18 protein-coding genes are annotated in these 21,352 nt (G+C 69.5%); 9 read left to right on the top strand and 9 right to left on the bottom strand.

Features of this window, described 5'->3' with window-relative positions:
- Nucleotides 1-8: 8 nt before the first annotated feature.
- Complete coding sequence (locus CJ177_RS03425) at nucleotides 9-653, bottom strand: TetR/AcrR family transcriptional regulator (protein ID WP_095867276.1); 645 nt, start codon at nucleotides 651-653, stop codon at nucleotides 9-11.
- Nucleotides 654-754: 101 nt separating this feature from the next.
- Here CJ177_RS03425 and CJ177_RS03420 point away from each other — a divergent pair, with 101 nt between their 5' ends.
- The gene (locus tag CJ177_RS03420) at nucleotides 755-2,071 is read left to right on the top strand and encodes a D-arabinono-1,4-lactone oxidase (RefSeq protein WP_095867275.1); all 1,317 of its coding nucleotides are present in this window, start codon (nucleotides 755-757) and stop codon (nucleotides 2,069-2,071) included.
- A gap of 10 nt (nucleotides 2,072-2,081) precedes the next feature.
- On the top strand, nucleotides 2,082-3,446 hold the full coding sequence (locus CJ177_RS03415) for an amidase family protein (protein WP_095867274.1): 1,365 nt from the start codon (nucleotides 2,082-2,084) through the stop codon (nucleotides 3,444-3,446).
- A gap of 12 nt (nucleotides 3,447-3,458) precedes the next feature.
- Here CJ177_RS03415 and CJ177_RS03410 read toward each other — a convergent pair whose 3' ends face one another.
- From CJ177_RS03410 to CJ177_RS03400, 3 genes are all read right to left on the bottom strand, one after another.
- On the bottom strand, nucleotides 3,459-4,424 hold the full coding sequence (locus tag CJ177_RS03410; RefSeq protein WP_025432207.1) for an adenosine deaminase: 966 nt from the start codon (nucleotides 4,422-4,424) through the stop codon (nucleotides 3,459-3,461).
- A 26-nt stretch (nucleotides 4,425-4,450) separates the two neighbouring features.
- Nucleotides 4,451-5,647 (bottom strand): class I adenylate-forming enzyme family protein, encoded by a 1,197-nt coding sequence (locus CJ177_RS03405; RefSeq protein ID WP_025432206.1) that lies wholly within the window; start codon nucleotides 5,645-5,647, stop codon nucleotides 4,451-4,453.
- Nucleotides 5,648-5,739: 92 nt separating this feature from the next.
- A complete protein-coding gene (locus tag CJ177_RS03400; protein WP_005239376.1) occupies nucleotides 5,740-6,543 on the bottom strand; it encodes an enoyl-CoA hydratase/isomerase family protein in 804 nt (267 codons plus the stop codon).
- Between the two features lie 40 nt (nucleotides 6,544-6,583).
- Here CJ177_RS03400 and CJ177_RS03395 point away from each other — a divergent pair, with 40 nt between their 5' ends.
- Complete coding sequence (locus CJ177_RS03395) at nucleotides 6,584-7,948, top strand: FAD-binding oxidoreductase (protein WP_005239374.1); 1,365 nt, start codon at nucleotides 6,584-6,586, stop codon at nucleotides 7,946-7,948.
- Here the strand turns inward: CJ177_RS03395 and CJ177_RS03390 are convergent.
- Nucleotides 7,902-9,413, bottom strand: a complete 1,512-nt coding sequence (locus CJ177_RS03390) for an MFS transporter (RefSeq protein WP_005239372.1) — start codon at nucleotides 9,411-9,413, stop codon at nucleotides 7,902-7,904. The genes CJ177_RS03395 and CJ177_RS03390 overlap by 47 nt on opposite strands.
- A 2-nt stretch (nucleotides 9,414-9,415) precedes the next feature.
- On the bottom strand, nucleotides 9,416-10,039 hold the full coding sequence (locus CJ177_RS03385; RefSeq protein WP_257014369.1) for a PadR family transcriptional regulator: 624 nt from the start codon (nucleotides 10,037-10,039) through the stop codon (nucleotides 9,416-9,418).
- 71 nt (nucleotides 10,040-10,110) lie between these two features.
- On the opposite strand from CJ177_RS03385, the gene CJ177_RS03380 reads away from it, so the two are divergent.
- The gene (locus tag CJ177_RS03380; protein WP_095867273.1) at nucleotides 10,111-10,833 is read left to right on the top strand and encodes a GNAT family N-acetyltransferase; all 723 of its coding nucleotides are present in this window, start codon (nucleotides 10,111-10,113) and stop codon (nucleotides 10,831-10,833) included.
- A gap of 30 nt (nucleotides 10,834-10,863) precedes the next feature.
- A complete protein-coding gene (locus CJ177_RS03375; RefSeq protein WP_005239366.1) occupies nucleotides 10,864-11,901 on the top strand; it encodes a glutathione S-transferase family protein in 1,038 nt (345 codons plus the stop codon).
- A 10-nt stretch (nucleotides 11,902-11,911) separates the two neighbouring features.
- On the opposite strand, the gene CJ177_RS03370 is transcribed toward CJ177_RS03375, so the two are convergent.
- Together CJ177_RS03370 and CJ177_RS03365 are read right to left on the bottom strand one after the other, a co-directional pair.
- A complete protein-coding gene (locus CJ177_RS03370) occupies nucleotides 11,912-12,307 on the bottom strand; it encodes a VOC family protein (protein WP_005239365.1) in 396 nt (131 codons plus the stop codon).
- A 4-nt stretch (nucleotides 12,308-12,311) separates the two neighbouring features.
- Nucleotides 12,312-13,166 (bottom strand): helix-turn-helix domain-containing protein, encoded by an 855-nt coding sequence (locus CJ177_RS03365; RefSeq protein ID WP_095867272.1) that lies wholly within the window; start codon nucleotides 13,164-13,166, stop codon nucleotides 12,312-12,314.
- A gap of 99 nt (nucleotides 13,167-13,265) precedes the next feature.
- Here CJ177_RS03365 and CJ177_RS03360 point away from each other — a divergent pair, with 99 nt between their 5' ends.
- Nucleotides 13,266-13,952: a hypothetical protein gene (locus tag CJ177_RS03360; RefSeq protein WP_005239360.1), complete on the top strand. Its 687-nt coding sequence runs from the start codon at nucleotides 13,266-13,268 to the stop codon at nucleotides 13,950-13,952.
- Between the two features lies 1 nt (nucleotide 13,953).
- Here CJ177_RS03360 and CJ177_RS03355 read toward each other — a convergent pair whose 3' ends face one another.
- Nucleotides 13,954-15,336, bottom strand: coding sequence for a glutamate decarboxylase (locus CJ177_RS03355; protein ID WP_005239357.1), 1,383 nt, complete (start codon nucleotides 15,334-15,336; stop codon nucleotides 13,954-13,956).
- Between the two features lie 128 nt (nucleotides 15,337-15,464).
- Here CJ177_RS03355 and CJ177_RS03350 point away from each other — a divergent pair, with 128 nt between their 5' ends.
- The 3 genes from CJ177_RS03350 to CJ177_RS03340 are packed head-to-tail and all read left to right on the top strand — an operon-like array spanning nucleotide 15,465 to nucleotide 21,276.
- Nucleotides 15,465-16,577: an ABC transporter ATP-binding protein gene (locus tag CJ177_RS03350; RefSeq protein WP_005239355.1), complete on the top strand. Its 1,113-nt coding sequence runs from the start codon at nucleotides 15,465-15,467 to the stop codon at nucleotides 16,575-16,577.
- Complete coding sequence (locus tag CJ177_RS03345; RefSeq protein WP_005239354.1) at nucleotides 16,574-17,353, top strand: ABC transporter permease; 780 nt, start codon at nucleotides 16,574-16,576, stop codon at nucleotides 17,351-17,353. Before CJ177_RS03350 ends, CJ177_RS03345 begins: the two co-directional genes overlap by 4 nt.
- Nucleotides 17,354-17,403: 50 nt before the next feature.
- Nucleotides 17,404-21,276, top strand: coding sequence for an ABC transporter ATP-binding protein (locus CJ177_RS03340; protein ID WP_095867271.1), 3,873 nt, complete (start codon nucleotides 17,404-17,406; stop codon nucleotides 21,274-21,276).
- Nucleotides 21,277-21,352: the final 76 nt, after the last annotated feature.

The following is a 21,352-nucleotide window of genomic DNA, read 5'->3' as shown; positions in this document are numbered from 1 at the left end:
GGGGCCGCTCAGTCCTGCTCGACCGCCTTCGACGCGATCACGTGCACCATGTCGTCCAGCGCCGCGATCATCGCCTCACTGTCGCGGTCCACCAGCCACCGCAGCACGAGCCCGTCCAGGATGGCCAGCCCGAACCGCGCGATCGCCTCGACCGGGGTGGCCCAGCCGACTTCGGCGATGCGGGCGCACTCGGCGAGGAACTCGATCGCCTCCTCGTCCATGGTCCGATACTGCTGCCCCGCGATGTCGCCGGCCCGCTCGCTCCCGGACGCCCGGTGCCGCAACGCCTGCGCGGTGATCTCGTACGTCAGCAACTGACGGTCCGGGGTGGCCTCGATGATCGGCCACATTCCGCTGATCCCGATGTGGAGAAGTTCGCGCAGACCGTCGATCCCGCGCAGGTCCGGCGCGTGCCGAACCTGACCGAACGCCAGCCGCATCGACGCGCTGAGCTGCAGAACAAGGCTTTCACCCATCGCCGCGAGGAGCTCCTCCTTGCTCTCGAAGCAGTAGTGCACCACACCGAGCGAGACGCCCGCCTCCTCCGCCACGGCACGCACCGTGACCGACGCGACGCCGCGCTGCTCCGCGATGGCGAGCGCCGACTCGACGAGTTGGGCACGACGTTCATCCGCAGGAAGCCTGTTCAGCATCCTCTGATCGTAGAACCTGCGGGAGCCTCGCCCGTGACCAACACGGACGCCCGACCAACCCGTCATTTGCCTGGACGAGCGTCCAGGTTCATGATGGGCGGATGGCACAGGACACATGGCGCAACTGGGCGGGCACCGAGACGGCGAACCCGCTGCGCTTCGCAACTCCGCGCTCGGTGGAGGAACTCAGCGCGCTCGTCTGCGGTGCCGCGGAGCACGGAACGCGGGTCAAGGCCGTGGGGTCGGGTCACTCCTTCACCGGGGTCGCCGTCACCGACGGGATCCTCGTCAGCCTCGACGCCCTCACCGGAATCGAATCCGTCACCCTCGACGAACCGGCGGGCGCCCTCGTCACCGTCCTCGCCGGCACGCGGTTGCACGACCTGAGCGAGCAACTCTGGCACCGTGGCCTGGCGATGATCAACCTGGGCGACATCGACGTGCAGTCCATCGCGGGTGCGCTGTCCACCGGAACCCACGGCACCGGTGCGCGTTTCGGAGGGCTCGCCACTCAGGTCCGCGCCCTGCAGGTGGTGCTGGCGGACGGCTCGGTGGCCGACTGCTCCCCCACCGAGAACCCCGAACTGTTCGAGGCGGCACGGCTGGGGCTCGGCGCCGTGGGCATCATCTCGAAGGTCACGATCCAGTGCGTGCCGCACTACGTGATGCATGCCGTCGAGAAGCCCGAGTCACTGGACGCCACCCTCGACCGGCTCGACCACGACCGCACCACGATCGACCACTTCGAGTTCTACTGGTTTCCGCACACCCGCCGCGTGCTGACGAAACGCAACACCCGGCTACCCGGTGACACCCCGGTCTCTCCCCTCCACCCGGTCCGCGCCTACGTCGACGACGAACTGCTCGCCAACGTCCTGTTCGAGGGCATCAACAGGGCCGCCGGCCTTGCGCCGGCAGCGATCCCGAAGATCAATCGGCTGTCGTCGCGCATGCTCAGCGCGCGCGAATTCACCGACCGCAGCTACCGCGTCTTCGCGTCGGAGCGCCGGGTCAAGTTCCGGGAGATGGAATACGCGGTTCCCACCGAGGCGCTTCCCGACACTCTCGCGGCGATCGACTCGTGGGTGGAGAAGTCCGGTTTCACGGTCGCGTTCCCCGTCGAGGTCCGCTTCGCCGCGGGCGACGACGTGTGGCTCTCGACGGCGAACGGCCGGGACACGGCGTACATCGCGGTGCACCAGTACCATCGCCGCGATCACGAGCCGTACTTCTCCGCGGTCGAGGCCATCGCCCGGGAAGCGGACGGGCGACCGCACTGGGGCAAGATGCACGGCCGCACCGCCGACGACTTGCGGCCTGCCTATCCGAACTTCGACGAGTTCGTCGCCGTGCGCGACAAGTACGACCCCGAGCGAATGTTCGGCAACGCGTACCTCCAGCAGGTCCTCGGTCGCTAACGTGGGCTAGGTGCCCCCCAGTCGATCTTTCGACCGTCGCGGCTTCCTTCGCGTCGCGGGTGCCTCCGGAGCGGCGGCGCTCGGTGCCGTGATGCTCGGCGCGTGCGGGGAACGCCTGCACGACCCGGAGGTTCCGCCGCTTCCCGACGGCCTGTCCGTTCCGGGCGGCGGAGCGGTGTCCGAGTTCGTGCCCGTCGACAAGGCGACGTGGCGCGTGCAGGGGGATCCGCTGGTCGCGCCGACCGGTGACGGGCCCCTCGCCGGCAAGCGGCTCGCCGTCACCGACCTGTACGCCGTTGCGGGACAGCAGATCGGTGCGGGCAGCGGACGGCGTCTCGCCGAGGCACCCGTCGAAACCGATACCGCCGCAGTGGTGGCGCGCCTCCTCGGTCAGGGCGCCCGCGTCGTCGGCCTGGCCCAGACCGACGACCTCGGTTACGGGCATTCCGGCATCAACCAGCAGTTCGGCACCCCGCCCAACCCCCGCGCCGAGGACTGCCTCCCCGGCGGTGCGACGTCGGGCGCCGCGAGTGCGGTCGCGCAGGGCGCCGCCGACATCGGATTGGGTGTCGACACCACCGGTTCCGTCCGCATCCCCGCCTCGTATCAGGGCCTGTACGGCTTCGCACCGTCCCGGGGCGCCGTCTCCACCGACGGACTGTTCCCGCTGTCCCCCACGTTCGACACCCCGGCGTGGGTCTGCGGCGACCTCGACACCCTCGTCGCGGTCTCCGGCGCGCTTCTCCCGCTCACGGCGGAGACCCCGTTCCGCAGCGCGCTCACCTCCGACGGCATCAACGCCGTCGCCGAGGCGGGGGCGCTCGGTGCGGTGCGGCGCGCCCTCACCGCGTGGGAGAAGAGTTCCCTCCCCCGGCTGACGTGGACCGACACGGACATCGGCCGGCTTCCCGACTGGTACGACGCCGTCGTCGCCGTGCAGGGCTACGAGGCGTGGCGGCTGCACGGCGACTGGGTGGGCGGCGCGATGACGTCGCTCGGCGACGAACCGGGCCGCAATTTCGCCGCCGCGAGCCGCATCTGGGAATCCACGTACGGCCGGAAGCTGATCATGCTCGGCGAGGCGTCGCAGACGATCACCGCGTACGTGGGCGACAGCCTGCTCCTGCTGCCCGCGACCTCCTCCACGGCCCCCGAGCGGACGAGCTACCCCAGCGGTGACCGGTTCCGGAACACGATGCGCGCCACCGGCATGCTCACGTGCCTCGCGACCATCTCCGGACTGCCCAACGCGACCGTGCCGTTGCGCACCGACGACGGGGTTCCCGTCGGCCTCTGCCTGGTCGGCCCGTACGGCCGCGACCGCGACGTCCTGGCGGTCGTCGCGAGTCTCGGCGACACGGGGCTGATCGACTGAGGGCCGGAACCGTCAGCCGCGGAGCAGTTGCGCCTTGCGCGCGTCGCTTGCGAACGACGCCGTGATCGAGTTGCGCGCGAGGGTTTCCCGCTCGGCATCCGTGAGGCCGAGCTGATCCCGCAGCTGGGCGAAGTTGTCGTCGACGTACCCACCGAAGTACGCGGGATCGTCGGAGTTCACGGTGACGAGCAGACCCGCCTCCAGCATGGTTCGCAGCGGGTGCTCGGACAACGAGTCGACGACGCACAGTCGCACGTTCGACAGCGGGCACACGGTCAGCGGCACTTCCTCGTCCACCAGACGCGCTACGAGCGCCGGGTCCTCGAGCGCCCGCACCCCGTGGTCGATGCGCTCGGCGCCGAGGAGGTCGAGCGCCTGCCAGATGTACTCCGGCGGACCTTCCTCGCCTGCGTGGGCGACCACGTGCAGCCCCTCCGACCGGGCGCGGGCGAACACGTCCTCGAACAGCGACGGCGGGTTGCCCACCTCGGCCGAGTCGAGGCCGAGCCCGACGATCGGCGTCTGCAACCGGATGATCTCGGAGAACACTTCCTCCGCCTCGTGCACGGGACGGTCCCGCAGGATCGCGGCGATCGCGGCGCTGCTCAGGCCGAACTCCCGCTCGCTGGTTCCCACCGCGTCCATGATCCCGTCGAGCACCTCCTGCAGCGGGACACCACGATTGACGTGGGCCTGCGGGTTGAAGAAGAACTCCACGTGCGCGACGCCGCCCGCCGACGCCCGTGCGAAATAGGCGCGGGTGAGGTCCGCGAAGTCCTGCGCCGTCCGCAGCACCTGCATGTTGGCGAAGTACAGGTCGAGGAACGACTGCAGATCGGTGAACTCGTACCGCGAGCGGAGATCGTCGAGGTCCGCGTACGGCAGCTGCACGGAATTCCGTTCGGCCAGCGCGAAGATCAGCTCGGGTTCGAGGGAACCCTCGATGTGCATGTGCAGCTCGGCGACGGGAGAGCTCACGGGTGGATACCTGCCTTTCGCACCACCTAGGCAGCGGTGTCGCGGTCGACGATACGGACGAAGCCGTCGCCGTCGATATTCGCGGTGTCGCCGGTGTGAAACCAGCCACCCGTGAAGGTCTTCGCGGTGACCTCGGGCCGGTTCCAGTAGCCGCGGCTGACTCCTGGACCGCGACACAGCAATTCGCCGACACCGCGGCCGGCGTCGGGACCGAGGAGGGCCACCTCCATCCCGCCGAACGCGACGCCCACGCTGCCCGCGTGTGTCAGAGCGCACTCGTCGGGCAGTGCGAGGCCCGCCCCGCACGTCTCGGTCATCCCCCACCCGAGAAAGTGCCTGGCCGCAGGAAACGTCCGCCGGAGCAGTTGCGACTGCTCCAGGGACAGTCCGGAGCCGCTGTAGTCGATCCAGCGCACCGCGCGCCGGCCGAAGCTCGTCACCCGCGAGGTCTCCACGGCCCGCAGGAGGACGGCGGGCGCCGCGGTGAGCACGTCGGCACCGGTGCCGCGCCACGACGCCGCGTCGGTGCTCCCGGTCAGCAGGACCGTTCCGCCCACCACCAGCGTCGAGAGCAGTTCGACGAGCGATCCGACGGTGTGCAGTTCGGGTTCGACGAGGAGATTCCGCAGTCCCTCGGAGCTGAACCCGCGCGCGTGGAGCACGGATTCGATGGTCGAGAGGACGTTCTCGTTGCTCAGCTCCACACCCTTCGGGGACTCCGACGGTCCGGGCGTGTACGACAGCAGCACCAGCTCGTCGGGGCTCGCGCCGTCGTCGATGAACGAGATGCCCTCCGGCAGTTCGCCGTCGAGGATCAGTACCGACTCGCTGTCGGCGAGCACCTCACCGGTCTGCGCGTCGTCGAGTGCCGGGCTCACCCCGACCGGCACGCCGCCGGCGAGCAACACCCCGAGGAAGGCTTCGACCCAGCGGACCCCCATGGGCTGCCGGACGGCGACGCGGTCGCCGATCTCGACGCCCTTCGACTTCAGCCCGCCGGCCACCCGCGCCGCGGACGTCCACAGTTGCGAGAACGTGAGCGACCGGCCACCGTCCTCCTCGACGGCGACCCGGCCCGCGTAGCGGTGCACGGAGATGTCGAGCAGCTCGGTGAGCGACGGGTTGAGCCCGCCGTACCGGAGCAGGCCGTCGCGACCACGGACCACCCGGTCGTCGTGAAAGAAGGGACCACTACTCGGGTACTCGACGAGGGACGACGGCATCTGCACCTCCGCTGACGACACTGCTGCGCGACCGGGACGTTGCCACGACTATATGACGCCCGTCACAGTTGCGGGGAGCGGATCGCCGACGCCTACCGCCCGCGGTACGTCGCCTTGCCCGGTCCGACGTCGAGGAAGCTGCGTACCGCACCCCGGAGGTCGTCGGTCTCGAACAGCGCACCCGACACGTCGGGCGTGATCGAGTCGGCGTGCGCGACTCCACCCGACCGCCACGCGGAGATGATCTGCTTCGTGGCGTCGTGTGCTCGTGTCGGCCCGTCCGCCAGCCGTGCGACGAGGGCGCGGGCCTCCGCGTCGACGTCCTCGTGGACGGCGTTGACCACGCCCCAGTCGCGCAGCGTCGCGGCGTCGTACAGGTCGCCGGTCATCACCAGTTCCCGGGCGCGGCCCGACCCCGCCCGCTCGGCCAGCCGCTGCGGACCGCCCATCGACGGGGTCAGCCCCACCACCGTCTCGACCAGTCCGAACTTCGCCTTCGGTGCGGCGAGGATGATGTCGCAGGCGAGCGCGATCTCGAAGGCCGCGGTCAGCGTCAGTCCGTGCGCCGAGTACACGACGGGGCACGGCAGCGCCTCGAGCGGATGGCAGATCTCGGCGAACAACTCCTGCCACAGGTCCGCGCCCTGGTCCGCCGTGAGCCCGTCGAACACGTGGACGTCCACTCCTGCGGAGACCACCTTGCCCTCGGCGCGCAGCAGCACCGCGCGGGGCGGATCCTCGGCGAGCGCCGCGACGTCGGCCTGCACGGCGTCGAACATCGCCTGATCGAAGAGGTTCAGTGCGCCGTGGGCGAACGTCAGGATCGCGATCTCGGCGCCGGCGTCCGTCCGGACACGCTCGAGTCGGGTGGGATGCGCGGCTGCAGGCTCAGTCATGCCGCCAGACTGCCACACGCGTTCCGCCTACGATCGGGGTGTGGACTCGCTGCGTGCGGCGCTGGCCGACGTCGTCGGCGAACGGTTCGTGACCGTGGACGCGGACGTGCTCGCCGCCCGGGCCACCGACCACACGGGGCGCTACAGCGGGCGGGCGAGCGCACTCGTCCGGCCCGCGGATGCCGCGGAAGTCTCGGCCGTGCTGGGCATCTGCCGCCGAGCCGGGGTGAAGGTCACCGTGCAGGGTGGCCGCACCGGACTCGAAGCGGGGACGGTGCCCGAGCACGACGACGTGTTGCTGTCGACGGAACGGTTGACCGCAGTCGGTGCCGTCGACCGCGAGAACCTGCGCGTCACCGTCGGCGCCGGGGTCACCCTCTCGACGCTCCGGAACGCCGCCGCCGACGCCGGACTGCTGTTCGGCGTCGACATCGCGTCCCGCGATTCCGCGACGATCGGCGGCATGGTGTCGACCAATGCCGGTGGGCTGCACACCGTGCGGTACGGACACATGTCGGCGCAGGTGCTGGGCCTGGAAGTGGTGCTGCCCGACGGGGCGATCGTGCGGCGCAGCATGCGGGTGGGTGCCGAGAACTGCGGATACGACCTGCCCGCGCTGTGGGTCGGCAGCGAGGGCACTCTCGGTGTGGTCACGACCGTCGATCTCACGCTCCGCCCCGTGCCGGAGTTCCGTGTGACCGCCCTCGCCGGCTTCGCGCAACTGCCCGGCTTGATCGACGCCGCTCGCGTCGTCCGGCGGCTCGAGGGGGTGGACGCCGTGGAGATGCTCGACGGACGCGGGCTCGAATTGGCCTCCTCGCGGCTGGGTTTCGCCGTTCCGACGGGTCTGCCGTGGTACCTCCTCGTGGAACTGGCCGGCCGGCGCGACCTCACCGACGAGCTGGCCGGGGCGCTGGAGCAGTGCGATCCCGACGACGAACCCGCTGTCGGGATCGATCCCGCAGGCCGCGCCCGGGTGTGGGCGGCGCGGGAGGCGTTCGCGGAGGTGGTCGGATTGTTCGGGCCCCCGCTCAAGTTCGACGCCGCCCTCCCGCTGGACACCCTGGCCGCGTTCGTCGCCGACGCGGTCGCACTGGTGACGGGCCGGGCCCCCGACGCGGTCCCGGTACTGTTCGGGCACGTCGCCGACGGCAACGTCCACCTCAACGTGCTGCGCTGCCCCGACGAGTCCGTGCTGTACCGGCCGGTCACGGAACTGATCCGCGATCACGGCGGCAACATCGCCTCCGAGCACGGCGTCGGCGCACACAAGCGCAACTACCTGGACCTCGCCCTCGGCCACGAGGACATCACCGCGATGTGGGCGATCAAGCAGGCGTTCGATCCCGCGGACTACCTCAACCCTGCAGTGATGTTTCCCGACTGGCTGCGTCGCCCGCACTGACTCCGGGCTTCTTCTCACGCAGCGGTCGCGCGAAACACACCGAGGCGACGAAACCGATCAGCAGGACGGCGGCGGGCAGCCAGATCGACTGCGACATCGCCGTCGCGAACGGCTCCTTCACGAACTCGGGCATCTCGCCGACGCCGGCCTCCTGACTGTCGGCGTTCAGCCCCTGCGCGGACAGGCGGGCCGTGATGAGCGCGCCGATCGCGGCGCTGCCGAGGACGGCGCCGACCTGGCGGGTCGTGTTGTAGACGCCGGCTCCGGCGCCCGCCTGATGGGGCGGAAGGTTGTGCGTGGCCGTGGCCGCGAGCGGCGACCAGATACACGCGTTGGCGAGACCGATCAGACCGATCGGCAGCAGCAGTTCCCAGATCGCGACGTCGGGCGACATGACCATGGCCAGCCAGCCGAGCGCGATCGAGAACAGCAGGAACCCGGCGCCCGCGATGTACCGCGGGTGGGTGCGGTCCACCAGCTTGCCGATGAACGGGGCGAACACACCGGTGAGAACGGCCATGGGCACGAGGAGCAGGGCCGATTTCGTCGGCGACAGACCCCGCACCGCCTGCGTGTAGAACATCAGCGGCAGGACCATCGCGGTGATCGCGAACCCCATCGCGGTGATCGCCACGTTGGCGAGCGAGAAGTTGCGGTCCTTGAACAGGCCCAGCGGCAGGAGCGGCTCGTTCTTGTTCCAGGACTGGTACCAGACGAAGACGCCGAGAAGGACGAGGCCGGCGCCGATCGACGCCAGAACGGTCGCCGACCAGTCGTACGAGCTGCCTTCCTGGATTCCGAACACGAGGAAGAACATGCCGAGCGCACTGAGTACGACACCGGGGATGTCGAACTTGTGCTCGTGGGTCTCGAGCGCGGGCACCAGCCGCCAGGCCAGCACGAACGCGATCACGCCCACGGGCACGTTGACGATGAAGATCCACTCCCAGCCGAGATTGTCCACGAGCACGCCGCCCGCGAGCGGTCCCACCAGGGTGGCGACACCGGCGACGGCACCCCACAGACCCATCGCAGTGCCGCGGCGGTCCGGCGGGAACGTGCGGGTGATGACGGCCATCGTCTGCGGCGTCATCAGTGCGGCGCCCAGTCCCTGGAAGACCCGGGCGACGATGAGCATGGTGATGGTGCCGGACAGGCCGCACCACAGCGACGCCCCGGTGAACAGGACGAGCCCGATCAGGTAGATGTTCTTGGGACCGAACCGATCACCGAGTCGACCGGTGACCAGCAGCGGCACCGCGTAGGCCAGCAGGTACGCGCTGGTGACCCAGACGACCTTGTTGATGTCGGTGTGCAGGTCGTTCATGATCGCCGGGTTGGCCACCGCGACGATGGTGCTGTCGACGAGGATCATGAAGAAGCCGATGACGAGGGCCCACAGAGCCGGCCACGGATTTCGATGCTCGGGTGGCGACGTGGGTGGTGCGGTGCGCTCGGTGTCCATCGTCAATCCTTTGCTGAACCGGATGGGATCCGGCGTGAGTGTGTCAGTCGTTCGAGAAGTTCCGGCGAAAGCCACGGAAGGGCTCCGGAGTCTATGTCGGCCACCAGGGCGCTGAGCCATTCGTGCTCCGCGCGGGCGACGGTGACGAGAAATTCGTTGCCGAGGAGGAAGAGCCTGGGGGTCTCGGTGGAACAGGCGAGCGCGGCGGCGGTCTCGAGTTCGTCGATCTCGCGGGTGAGGTGATCGAGCCGTTCCCGGAGCAGTCCAACGACGGTGGGGGCGTCGACGTTGTGCGCCTCCGCCAGGGCGAGGGGAAACTGCGGGTACTCGCGCACCGGGGTGGCGAGCATGTCGCTCACCCGTTGGACGAGGGCCTCCCGGCCCGCCTCCGTGACCTCGTACATGGTGCGTTCGGGCCGGTTTCCCGCCCGGTCGGTGCCGGTGGTGCGCACCAGTCCTTCACCTTCGAGCCTGCTCACGGTGTGGTAGAGCGACCCCGGCCGGATCTTCACGACGCGCCCACGCCGGGCGGCCGCGAGTTGGTACATCTCGTACGGATGCATCGTGCGCTCACACAGCAGACCGAGGATGGTGACACCGAGCGGCGTAAGTGCCACGGTCACCACCTCCCACTATTCCGAGTCGAATACTCCACGTGGAATATACCGTCCGGGCTGACAGGGAACAAGCGGTTACCGTGGGTCCCGTGGACTCCCATCAACTCGACATCATTCGACTCGCCTGGTCACGCGAACTGGGATTGCCCGACGACGCACTGTCCACCCGGCCGGGCGCCGACGACCGCGCCGTCCGGGTGGACGACGACACGGACACGATCCGATTCCTGCGCCTGGGCGAGACGTCCGCGCTCGTCGGACCGCGGTGGGCGATCGAGCGTGCCGACGGGCACACGTCGGAGGAACTGACCGAATCCGCGACCCTGCTCGCCCTCACCCAGGATCGGTCCGGACGGTGCGCCGGTCCCCTGGTGCTCGCGTTCGGCACCGACTACCAGGATCCCGCGACCGGGCAGCCACCGCTCGTCTCCCACGAACACGACCACGTCCGGCAGGTCGAGGAGGCGTGTCCCCCGGACGACGTGACCGAGGCCCATCTGGGTGACCGCGACCGATGGTTCACGATTCTCGACGACGCGCAGCAGCCGATCAGTTCCGCCGGGTACGCCGAGTTCCAGGGTTTCCTCGCCGATGTCGGCGTGCTGACGGCGCCGGAGTTCCGGCGCCGGGGACTGGGCGCCACGGTCGCCGGGATCGCCACCGACGACGCGCTCGACAGCGGCCTGATCGCCCAATGCCGTTCACCCCGCGACAATCTGGCCTCGCGCGCGCTCGCCGCCCGCGCCGGGTACCGGGAACTGGGAACGTACGCCGCGGTCACGATCTCCCGAAGTACGCTCTGAGACACATCGAAAGACGGGGACGAGTCGACCATGACAGACCGAACGGCAGAATCGCACAGCACGGAAGGCGCCTACGTCGAATCCGGCGCCGAGTTCACGCGCGACACCCACTACATCCCCACCCGCATCACGGCCGACGGCCGCGACGGCTATCCGGTCGAACCCGGCCGCTACCGTCTCGTCGCCGCCCGGGCGTGCCCGTGGGCCAACCGCGCGATCATCGTCCGGCGACTGCTCGGACTCGAGGACGTGTTGTCGATGGGACTGTGCGGCCCCACCCACGACAAGCGCAGCTGGACTTTCGATCTCGATCCGGGCGGGCTCGACCCCGTGCTGAAGATCCCGCGCCTGCAGGACGCGTACTTCGCGCGTTTCCCCGACTACTCGCGGGGCATCACCGTGCCCGCGATCGTCGACGTCCCCACCGGGCAGGTGGTCACCAACGACTACCCCCAGATCACCCTGGATCTGTCCTCGGAATGGACGCGGTACCAGCGTGAGGGCGCGCCCGACCTCTACCCCGAGCCGCTGCGCGACGAGATCGACGAGGTCGCCGATCTCGTGTTCCGCGACGTCAACAACGGGGTGTACCGGTGTGGTTTCGCCGGATCACAGGAGGCGTACGACTCCGCGTACGACCGCCTGTTCGCCCGGCTCGACTGGCTCGAGGACCGCCTGACCGACCGCAGGTTCCTCGTCGGGGACACGATCACCGAGGCGGACGTGCGCCTGTTCACCACCCTGGCCCGCTTCGACGTCGTCTACCACGGACATTTCAAGTGCAATCGGAACAAACTCGACGAGATGCCCGTGCTGTGGGGTTATGCCCGCGATCTCTTCCAGACACCCGGGTTCGGCGACACCATCGACTTCACCCAGATCAAGCAGCACTACTACATGGTGCACACCGACATCAATCCCACCGGGATCGTGCCGAAGGGTCCCGATCTGTCCGGCTGGCTCGAACCGCACGGGCGTGAACAGCTGGGCGGCAGGCCGTTCGGGGACGGCACACCGCCACCTCCGCCGAGGCCCGGCGAGGACGTCCCGGCCGGGCACGGGGCGTGATGGGGCCGGTCTACGAGCCGGTGTAGGTGCCGAAACTCCAGAACACGCCCTCGGGGTCGCGGCAGGTGAATCCGCGCGATCCGTAATCCTCGTCCCGGAGTCCGCGGACGATCGTGGCACCGGCGGCCACCGCGCGCTCGTGGAGGGCGTCGGGGTCGTCGACGACGAGGTACACCGAGCCGGTCCCCGCCGGCAGGTCGCTGATGACCGAGTCCTCACTGGGCGAGCCGAGCATGATCCCGCCGCCCTTCGGCCAGCCGAGTTCGGCGTGATCGACCCGGTCGCCCTCGCCGTACACCGCCTTCTCGGCGAACCCGAAGGCGTCGACGAGGAAGCGGATCGCGGCCCGCGCATCGCGGTAGACGAGGGTGGGCCACACACATGTGGTGTGCGTCGAAGTAGTCATGTCATCACTCTGCGCCCTCGTCGTGGTAGGGGTCTTGGACGAATGAGAACGGGTCGATCTCGCGCCACCGCGACGGTGCGACGCCCGCGAGGTCGCGCCAGTCCCGCGCCATGTGGGCCTGGTCGTAGTACCCGCACACCGCGGACACGTCGGCGAGCGTCGCCCCGGCAGCACCCTTGAGCATGCGGTGCGAACGGTGGAAACGCGACAACCGCACCACGTCCTTGGGCGTCACGCCGTACTCTGCGACGAACTTGTTCACCAGATGCCTTCGGCTCCAGCCGACCTCGTGCGCGACGTCACCGACCCGGGTACCCTCGCCAGCCACGAGCAGATGCCAGGCGCGGGTGAGGTGCGGGTCGATCTCCGCCGGCGCCGCGCGGCGAGTCAGGACGTCGTCGAGGATCGCGAACCGCTCGTCCCAGCCGGGTTCGAGCGACAGCCGTTCGGTCAGTTCCCCCGCGTCGGGACCGAGCAGTTCCTCCAGTCCGACGACCCAGGCGCCGAGGGCGGCGGTGGGCACCCCCAGTAGTGCCCGGGCGCCGAGAGGGTTGAGTGCCAGTTGGACGCCGTGCTGGTTGCCGTCGTGCCGGATCGTCACCGGTGCCGTGGCGATGCCGCTGGCCAGAGTGTCGAAACGACCGGGCGCCTGCTCGGGCGTCGCCTGGGCGGCGATGTCGAGCGGCTCGTCGATCGTCACGATCACCGTGAGGCAGGGCGACGGCAGACCGAGGTGGATTCCGGGCTCGAAACCGGCCAGCCGATAGCCGTCGTATCCCGTGACCAGCGCGCGCAACGGTACCGCCGGGCGCCGGAAGGCCCCGGACGACACCGCGGTATCGCTGTCGGCGACGCTCACGAAACCAGCCTAGGCAACGGTGCCGACACCGGCCACACCGTTCACTCACCTACAGTCGGTGCCAGCACACTCGAAGCACACGGCGAGACGGGAGCCCCGATGGCTGGCAATGGTGGACCGGTGGAGAAGGTACTGGTCTCGGTCCTCGACAACGGAAGCCGTCTCCAGGCTCCCGCGGTGGCCAGGTACGTCGAATGGGTCCGGCGCTCGCACCCCGGTGAGTCGCCCGCGCAGATCATCGAGCGCATGGAGAAGATGTTCCTGCTGGCCGTGACGGGCAGCGGCAGCGCAGTCGGCGCCACCGCCGCCATTCCCGGAGTCGGCACAGTCGCGTCCATCGCGGCGGTGGGCGCCGAATCGGCGTTCTTCCTGGAAGCGGCGGCTCTCCTCACTCTCGCTGTCGCGTCGGTGCACGGCATCTCCGCCGCCGACCACCAGCAGCGGCGCGCACTGGTCCTCTCGGTGGCGCTCGGCGAATCGGGCATGGAAATCGTCCAGAAGGCGACGGGCGTGACGGCGAAGAACTGGGCGAGCGCCATCACCAGCCGCATCCCCGGCCCCACGATGAAGGGCATGAACAGCACCCTGGTGCGCAAGTTCATCACCAAGTACGCCGCCCGCCGCAGCGCACTGATCCTCGGCAAATTGGTGCCCGCCGGCATCGGCGCGGCCATCGGCGGCGCAGGCAACCGGGCCATCGGCAAGGGTGTCGTCAAGAACGCGCGCGAAGCGTTCGGGCCCGCCCCGGCCCGCTGGCCGGACGAACTCCGCGCGATCGAGGCCTGACCTAGTGGGCGAAGTGCTGTTCCGTCGAACGCCCGCCACCCTTCTCGCGGAGCTCGGCGCACACTTCCTCGATCGCCTCGGCGACGAGGGATCCGAGATCGGCGCTGAAGCCCTCGCGCACGACGATGCGCAGGACTGCCACGTCCTCCGCGTCGGCGGGCATCGTGTAGGCGGGCACCTGCCACCCCCGCGCCCGCAGCTCGTGTGACACGTCGAAGACCGTGAACCCGGGGTCGCCGACGAGTTCGAACGCCACCACCGGAATGTCGGTGCCGTCGGTGATCAGGGTGAAGCCTTCGATCTCGGCGATGCGTCTGCCCACGCGAACTGCGGTGTCGCGCAGCGTCTCCATGATCGACCGGTAGCCGGCCCGGCCCAGTCGCAGGAAGTTGTAGTACTGTCCCACCACCTGATTGCCGGGCCGCGAGAAGTTCAGGGTGAACGTCGGCATGTCGCCGCCCAGGTAGTTGACCCGGAACACCAGCCCCTCGGGAAGGTGTTCCTTGTCGCGCCACACCACGAACCCGATCCCCGGATACGTCAATCCGTACTTGTGACCACTCACGTTGATCGAGGCCACGCGCGGAACCCGGAAGTCCCACAGCAACTCCGGTTGCAGGAAGGGAACGACGAAGCCACCGCTCGCCGCGTCCACGTGGATCGGGACGTCCGGGCCGCCGGACGCGGCGAGGTCGTCGAGAGCATCCGCGATCGCGGCCACCGGCTCGAGCTCCCCCGTATAGGTGGTGCCCACGATCACGACCGCTCCGATCGTGTTCTCGTCGACCGCGTCCCGAACCTGCTCCGGCGTGATGACGTAGCGGCCCTTCTCCATCGGCAGGTACTTCGGCTCGACGTCGAAGTACCGGCAGAACTTCTCCCACACCACCTGGACGTTGCTGCCGAGCACCAGATTCGGTCGCGCAGTGTCCTTCCCGGCCGCCTCCCGCTTCGCCCGCCACAGCCACTTGAGCGCGAGACCACCCAGCATGACCGCCTCGCTCGAACCGATCGTCGAGACGCCGGTGGCGCTGGACGGGTCGGTGGTCGACAGGTCGGGAGCGTGGAACAGATCGGCGACCATCGACACGCAACGGGACTCGATCGCCGCGGTGGCGGGGTACTCGTCCTTGTCGATCATGTTCTTGTCGAACGTCTCGGCCATCAGTTTGTCGGCCTCGGGATCCATCCACGTGGTGACGAACGTGGCCAGGTTCAGCCGCGAACTGCCGTCGAGCATCAACTCGTCGTGGATGAACCGGTAGGCGGCCTCGGGATCGGTTTCCTCGTCCGGCAGCCGCAGCGCCGGAAACGGATCGATCGAGAGGCGCCCCGTGTAGGCGGGAGAAATGACGTCGCGATGGTGATGGTGGTGCTTGCTCATGTGCGTCCCCAATCGATTGGTTTCAGCATGCGCCGTCGCAGACGCCCTGTACGTCAGTTGGTGAATCTCGGCACGGCAGCCCAGTAGGGTCGAAACAGTTCCATTCGATTGTGGCAGGGGAGGACGGGTTGACCACAGCAATCCCGGGAAGTTTCACGGCGCCGATCGAGGTGCGGGGGCTGTCGAAACGCTTCAAGAACGTCGACGCGGTCACGGACCTCAGCTTCACCGTGCCGCAGGGATCGATCACCGGATTCCTCGGGCCCAACGGGTCGGGCAAGACCACGACGCTGCGGATGATCCTCGGTCTCGTGAAGCCGACGTCCGGCGCCTCCACGGTCGCCGGTGTCCCGATTCGCCTCCTCGTCGACCCCGCGCGCACAGTCGGTGCCGTCCTGGATTCGCAGAGCCTGCACCCCAACCGGACGGCACTCGACCACCTGAAGGTGTACGCGTCCGCGATTCGCGTGCCGGACGCTCGCGCACTGCAGGTGCTCGCGCTCGTCGGGCTCGAGGACGTCGCCGGGCGCAAGGCGGGCGGCTTCTCCCTCGGCATGCGTCAGCGGCTGTCGCTGGCGACGGCGCTGCTGGGTGATCCGCGCATCCTGATCCTCGACGAACCGGCCAACGGACTCGACCCCGAGGGCATCGCCTGGCTGCGTGAGTTCTTGAAGGGCTTCGCCGCATCCGGCCGGACCGTGCTGATCTCGAGTCACATCCTCCGCGAAGTGGAGCAGACCGTCGACAATCTCGTGATCGTCAGCCGCGGCTCCCTCGTCTATCAGGGACGAATGGAGGAACTGCGCAAGTCGCAGCAGAGCCGGCTGCTCGTCGCGTCCTCGAGCCCGCCCGCGCTGGCGACCGCCCTGGCCGCCAAGGGCATCGTCGATGCCCGGTCGCTCGCGGACGGACGCCTCGCCGTCGTCGGCGCGTCCCTCGAACTCGTCGAGTCCGTCGCCGCCGAAGCCGGGGTCACGATCTTCGGTGCCGTCGGCGATCACATCGACCTCGAGCAACTCTTCCTGTCGATGACCGCAGGCCAGTACGTGGCCGGAGCGAGCGCCGCGGCACCCTCGGGGTACGGCCCACCGCCGACGTACGCGCCCCAGCCCGGGTACGCACCTCCCGGGTACGCCCCACAGCCGGGTTACGGTCCGCCTCCCGGGTACGCCCCGCCACCGGGCTACGGTCCACCATCCGCACACCCCCAGCAGGGTCCGATGTCCGGAGGTCCGCGATGACGGCGCTGCTCACCGCGGAATTCCGCAAGGTCACCACACTGCGGTTCTGGTGGATGCTCGGTCTCGCACCGCTGATCGTCGGGATGTTCTCGAGCGCGATCACCCTGCCGGTGATGCGTGCGTTCACCGACGCGTTCGAGGCCGATCCGGGCGAGGCCAACCTCGCCGCCACCCTGTTCGGGCTGGCGGTCGCGGTCGCCCTCGTCGTCCTGTTCGCCGCGCTCTTCGGGGCGGTGAACGTGGGCACCGAATTCCGGTACAAGACGCTCACCACCACATTCCTCACCGCTCGCGGCCGGGACGGGGTGATCGGCACCAAGCTCGCCGTCACCGCGGCCTTCGGCTTCTTCTACTGCCTCGTGGTGGAGGTGGTCAGCGTCGCCCTGCTGCTGACGTTCGGCGGTGACACCTTCGAACTGCGCGGATCCCTGTTCGCCATGCTCGGGGCGGCCCTGCTCTGCGGGGCGCTGTGGGCGCTCATCGGCGGCGGCGTGTCGATGCTCACCGGCTCGTCCGTCGGAAGCTGCATCGCCCTGGTGGTCTGGTACACCCTCGGCGAGATGATCCTCCGCTCGATCCTCAGCGGGATCGGCATCGGCTCCGTCGGCAGTGTCCTCCCCGTGTCGGCCACCCTCGGGACGGTCGCGAACGCGGCCGCGGGCAACGAGATCGACTGGCTGACGCTCTGGCCCACCGCGCCCCTCGCCCTGCTCGTGTGGACCGCGGTGGTCGTCGGCGGCGGCTGGGCGCTCACCCGGCAGCGCGACATCACCTGACACCGCGCCGGGTGCCGCCCCTGTCGGTACCCGGCGCTAACGTGGATCCAGTGGCAGGTGAGAGTGCGTCCGGTTCGGTGATCGAACGGGAGCAGACGCTGGAGCAGGATCAGGCACGGCCGGGCTGGATTCGACGGCTGAGCGGTGAGTGCTGGGCGCACCGCCGCGTCGCAGTCGGTGCCCTGTCCGTGACGGTCGTCGCCGCGGGTATCGACATCTCGTTTCCCCTCCTCACCAAGTACGCGGTCGACGCCGCCGGCTCGGGTCGCGACACCCAGGTGATCGGCATCGCCGCGCTGCTCATCGCATTGCTCGCGTGCGTCCGCTTCGGCTGCCAGTACGGCCGCCGGATGCTCGCCGGGAAGCTGTCGCTCGACGTCCAGCACGATCTGCGGCTGGGACTGCTGGGTGCGCTGCAACGGCTCGACGGGCGGGGGCAGGATCAGATCCGCACCGGTCAGGTGGTCTCCCGGTCCATCACCGACCTCCAACTGGTGCAGGGCCTGCTCGCGATGGTCCCGTTGTCGGCGGGCGCGTTGCTCCAATTCGTCCTCGCGCTCGCCATCATGGCCTGGCTGTCACCGCTGCTGACCGTCGTCGCGCTGGTGATCGTCCCCGCAGTGTGCCTCGTCGTCTACGCGATGCGACCGAAACTGTTCGCGGCCACCTGGTCGGCGCAGCAACGGGCGGCCGACCTCGCGCAGCACGTCGAGGAGACCGTCACCGGCGTCCGCGTGGTCAAGGGCTTCGGCCAGGAGCGCCGGGCCGTCGACCAGCTCGAGGACCACAGCCGGACGCTGTACGCGGAACGCCTGCGAACCGCCCGGATCAATGCGCGCTTCGCACCGACCATGGCGGCACTGCCCCAACTGGGTCTCGTCGGGGTCATCGCGGTCGGCGGCTACCTAGCCCTGCACGGCTCCATCACGATCGGCACGTTCCTCGCCTTCGCGACGTACGTCGCCACGATGACCGGCGTCACCCGCACGCTGTCGTCGGTCGTGATCATGGCCCAGCTGTCCCGGGCCGCCGTCGAGCGCGTGTACGAGGTGATCGACGCCGAACCGGAGGTCGCGGACCCGCCGCACCCCACCGCCCTGCCCGGCGGGCCGCTGGGTGTGGACCTGCGCGCGGTCACGTTCGGCTTCGAATCCGACCGGCACATCCTCCGTGGACTCGACCTGCATATCGCACCCGGCGAGACGGTCGCGGTGGTCGGGATGGCCGGCTCCGGCAAGACCGCCCTGTCATTGCTGCTCCCGCGCTTCTACGCCCCGTCCTCGGGCTCCGTGTCCCTCACGTCGGCGGGCGAGTCGTTCGACGTCGCGCAGCTGAGCGCCGAGCAGTTGCGCGAAGCCGTCGGCCTCGTGTTCGACGAGCCGTTCCTCTTCTCCGACACCATCGCGGCCAACATCGCCCTCGGCAGGCCGGACGCCAGCGCCGAGGAGATCCGCGCCGCCGCCGACATGGCTGCCGCCGACGAGTTCGTCTCCGCGTTGCCGGACGGCTACGACACCGTGGTCGGCGAACGCGGTCTCACCCTCTCCGGGGGGCAGCGGCAGCGGATCGCGCTGGCACGCGCACTCCTCACCGACCCGAGAGTGCTGATCCTCGACGACGCGACCTCCGCCGTCGACGCCACCACCGAGGCGTCGATCTTCGCGGCGCTGCGGGCGAATCGTGGCCGAACTGCTCTGATCTTGGCGCATCGCCGCTCGACCCTGTCGCTCGCCGACCGGGTCGCCGTCCTCGACCGCGGACGGATCATCGATTCCGGCACGGTGGCCGAACTCGACGAACGGTGCCCGCTCTTCCGCGCACTGTTCGCCTCCCCCGACAACGCGGGCCCCATCGACGTCAGCGTCCCCGCACCGAGCGAGCCGATGCCGTATCAGCGCATGCCGTCCGAGTCCGAGTTGTGGCCGGAGGGCGCCGAGGAGTGGGACGTGCCCGCCGCGTCCGGCCGCACCCCGGCTCCCGGCGCGGGACCCGGCGGCGGCCGTGCCGCCGGCGGACCGATGGCGGGAGCGCTGGGCAACGTAGCCGCGACCCCGGAGCTTCGGCAGGCCGTGGATGCGCTTCCGCCCGCCGTCGAGAGCCCGGGCATCGACACCCGGAACCTGCGCCTGCCCGAGCCCGACTTCCGGCTGTCGCGGATCCTGCGGCCGGTCCGTGCCCTCCTCGTCGCCGTCGTCGTCTGCCTCGCGCTCGACTCGCTCGCGGGGATCGCGTTCCCGTCGATCGTCCGGTTCGCGATCGACCGCGGTGTCGTCCCGCAGGACTCCGCGACGCTGTGGACCGCGGCGGGGGTCGGCGTCGCTCTCGTGGTCGCCGGCTGGCTCGTCGTCGCACTGATGACGGTCCTCACCGCCCGAGCGGGGGAACGTGTGCTGTTCGGGTTGCGGGTGCGCAGCTACGCCCACCTGCAGCGGCTCGGACTCGACTACTACGAGCGCGAGCTGTCCGGTCGCATCATGACCCGGATGACCACCGACGTCGACGCGTTGTCGTCGTTCATCCAGACCGGAATGTCCACCGCCGTGGTGAGCGTCCTGACCGTCCTCGGTATCACCGTCGCGCTCGTCGCCACCGACGTCACGCTCGCGCTGGTGGCGCTTGCCGTCATCCCGCCGCTCGTCGTCGCGACGCTGATCTTCCGCAGGATCTCCTCGGTGGCGTACACGGTCTCGCGTGAGCGGATCTCGCTCGTCAACGCCGACTTCCAGGAGAACATCGCCGGGCTCCGTGCGGCCCAGGCATACCGCCGCGAAGGGTTCGCCGCACGCCGGTTCGCCGAGCGGGCCGACAGCTACCGGCGCAGCCGGATGCGATCCCAGCGGGCGATCTCGCTGTACTTCCCGTTCATCGCGTTCCTCTCGGACCTGGCCCTGGCCGCCGTGGTGTTCGTCGGTGCGCGCCAGGTCGCGGGCGGCGACACGACGACCGGGACGCTCGTCGCCTTCGTGCTGTACCTCGGGCTCCTGTTCGGGCCCATCCAGCAGCTGTCCCAGGTGTTCGATGGGTACCAGCAGGCCAGTGTCGGTCTGCTCCGGATCGGGGACCTGCTCCGCACACCCAGTTCCATCGAGCGTGCGACCTCACGCGAGGACCTCCAGCCGATCGACGGGCACCTGCGCGGCGAGCTGCGCCTGCGCGACGTCGGGTTCCGCTATCAGGGCGCGGACAGCGACGCCCTGACCGACATCGACCTGCACATCCCCGCCGGCACCACCGTTGCCCTGGTCGGCCGGACCGGCGCGGGCAAGTCGACCATCGTGAAACTGCTCGCCCGCTTCTACGACCCGACGTCCGGCGCGGTGCTCGTCGACGACGTGGACCTCCGCCGGTACCCGCTCGGCGCGTACCGCGGACGCCTCGGCGTCGTCCCCCAGGAAGCCCACCTGTTCACCGGGACCGTCGCCACCAACATCGCGTACGGCCGCCCGGATGCGAGCCGTCAAGAGATCGAGGACGCTGCACGCGCGGTCGGCGCACTGGGCACGATCGCCGGATTGCGGGGTGGGATGCGTCACCCCATCGGCGAGCGCGGGCAGGGCCTGTCGGCCGGCCAGCGCCAGCTGATCGCGCTCGCCCGGGCCGAGCTGGTCGACCCCGACCTGCTGCTGCTCGACGAAGCGACCGCGACGCTCGATCCGGCCACCGAGCAGGTAGTTCTCGAGGCGAGCAGCCGTGTGACCCGCACCCGGACGTCGGTGGTGGTGGCCCACCGACTGGCCACCGCGGCCCGGGCAGATGTGATCCTCGTCATCGACGAGGGGCGGGTGGTCGAAACCGGATCGCACGCCACCCTGCGCTATGCCGGTGGCCACTATTCGGGACTGTGGGATGCGGCGGAGACCGGCGCGGGGAATAATCGCGGGGCGAGAACCGTCATCGATGGTGACCCCATCGGTTGGCCGTGAGACAGCTCACACGTGCAGGCCTGGCGATCTACACGTCACACGCGAGGGCTAGTCTCATGTATATAGGCGCTCTGAT

It is taken from the genome of Rhodococcus sp. ACPA1 (assembly GCF_002300195.1).
GTDB classification, from domain to species: domain Bacteria; phylum Actinomycetota; class Actinomycetes; order Mycobacteriales; family Mycobacteriaceae; genus Rhodococcus_F; species Rhodococcus_F opacus.
Note: the sequence above shows the minus strand (reverse complement) of the source record. Positions and strands in the feature narration are given on the sequence as shown.

Bases quoted from the DNA above. Each gene is read 5' to 3' on its own strand.
- CJ177_RS03425 (WP_095867276.1), bottom strand. From the start codon at position 653: ATGCTGAACAGGCTTCCTGCGGATGAACGTCGTGCCCAACTCGTCGAG.
- CJ177_RS03420 (WP_095867275.1), top strand. From the start codon at position 755: ATGGCACAGGACACATGGCGCAACTGGGCGGGCACCGAGACGGCGAAC.
- CJ177_RS03405 (WP_025432206.1), bottom strand. From the start codon at position 5,647: ATGCCGTCGTCCCTCGTCGAGTACCCGAGTAGTGGTCCCTTCTTTCAC.
- CJ177_RS03400 (WP_005239376.1), bottom strand. From the start codon at position 6,543: ATGACTGAGCCTGCAGCCGCGCATCCCACCCGACTCGAGCGTGTCCGG.
- CJ177_RS03390 (WP_005239372.1), bottom strand. From the start codon at position 9,413: ATGGACACCGAGCGCACCGCACCACCCACGTCGCCACCCGAGCATCGA.
- CJ177_RS03375 (WP_005239366.1), top strand. From the start codon at position 10,864: ATGACAGACCGAACGGCAGAATCGCACAGCACGGAAGGCGCCTACGTC.
- CJ177_RS03370 (WP_005239365.1), bottom strand. From the start codon at position 12,307: ATGACTACTTCGACGCACACCACATGTGTGTGGCCCACCCTCGTCTAC.
- CJ177_RS03360 (WP_005239360.1), top strand. From the start codon at position 13,266: ATGGCTGGCAATGGTGGACCGGTGGAGAAGGTACTGGTCTCGGTCCTC.
- CJ177_RS03355 (WP_005239357.1), bottom strand. From the start codon at position 15,336: ATGAGCAAGCACCACCATCACCATCGCGACGTCATTTCTCCCGCCTAC.
- CJ177_RS03345 (WP_005239354.1), top strand. From the start codon at position 16,574: ATGACGGCGCTGCTCACCGCGGAATTCCGCAAGGTCACCACACTGCGG.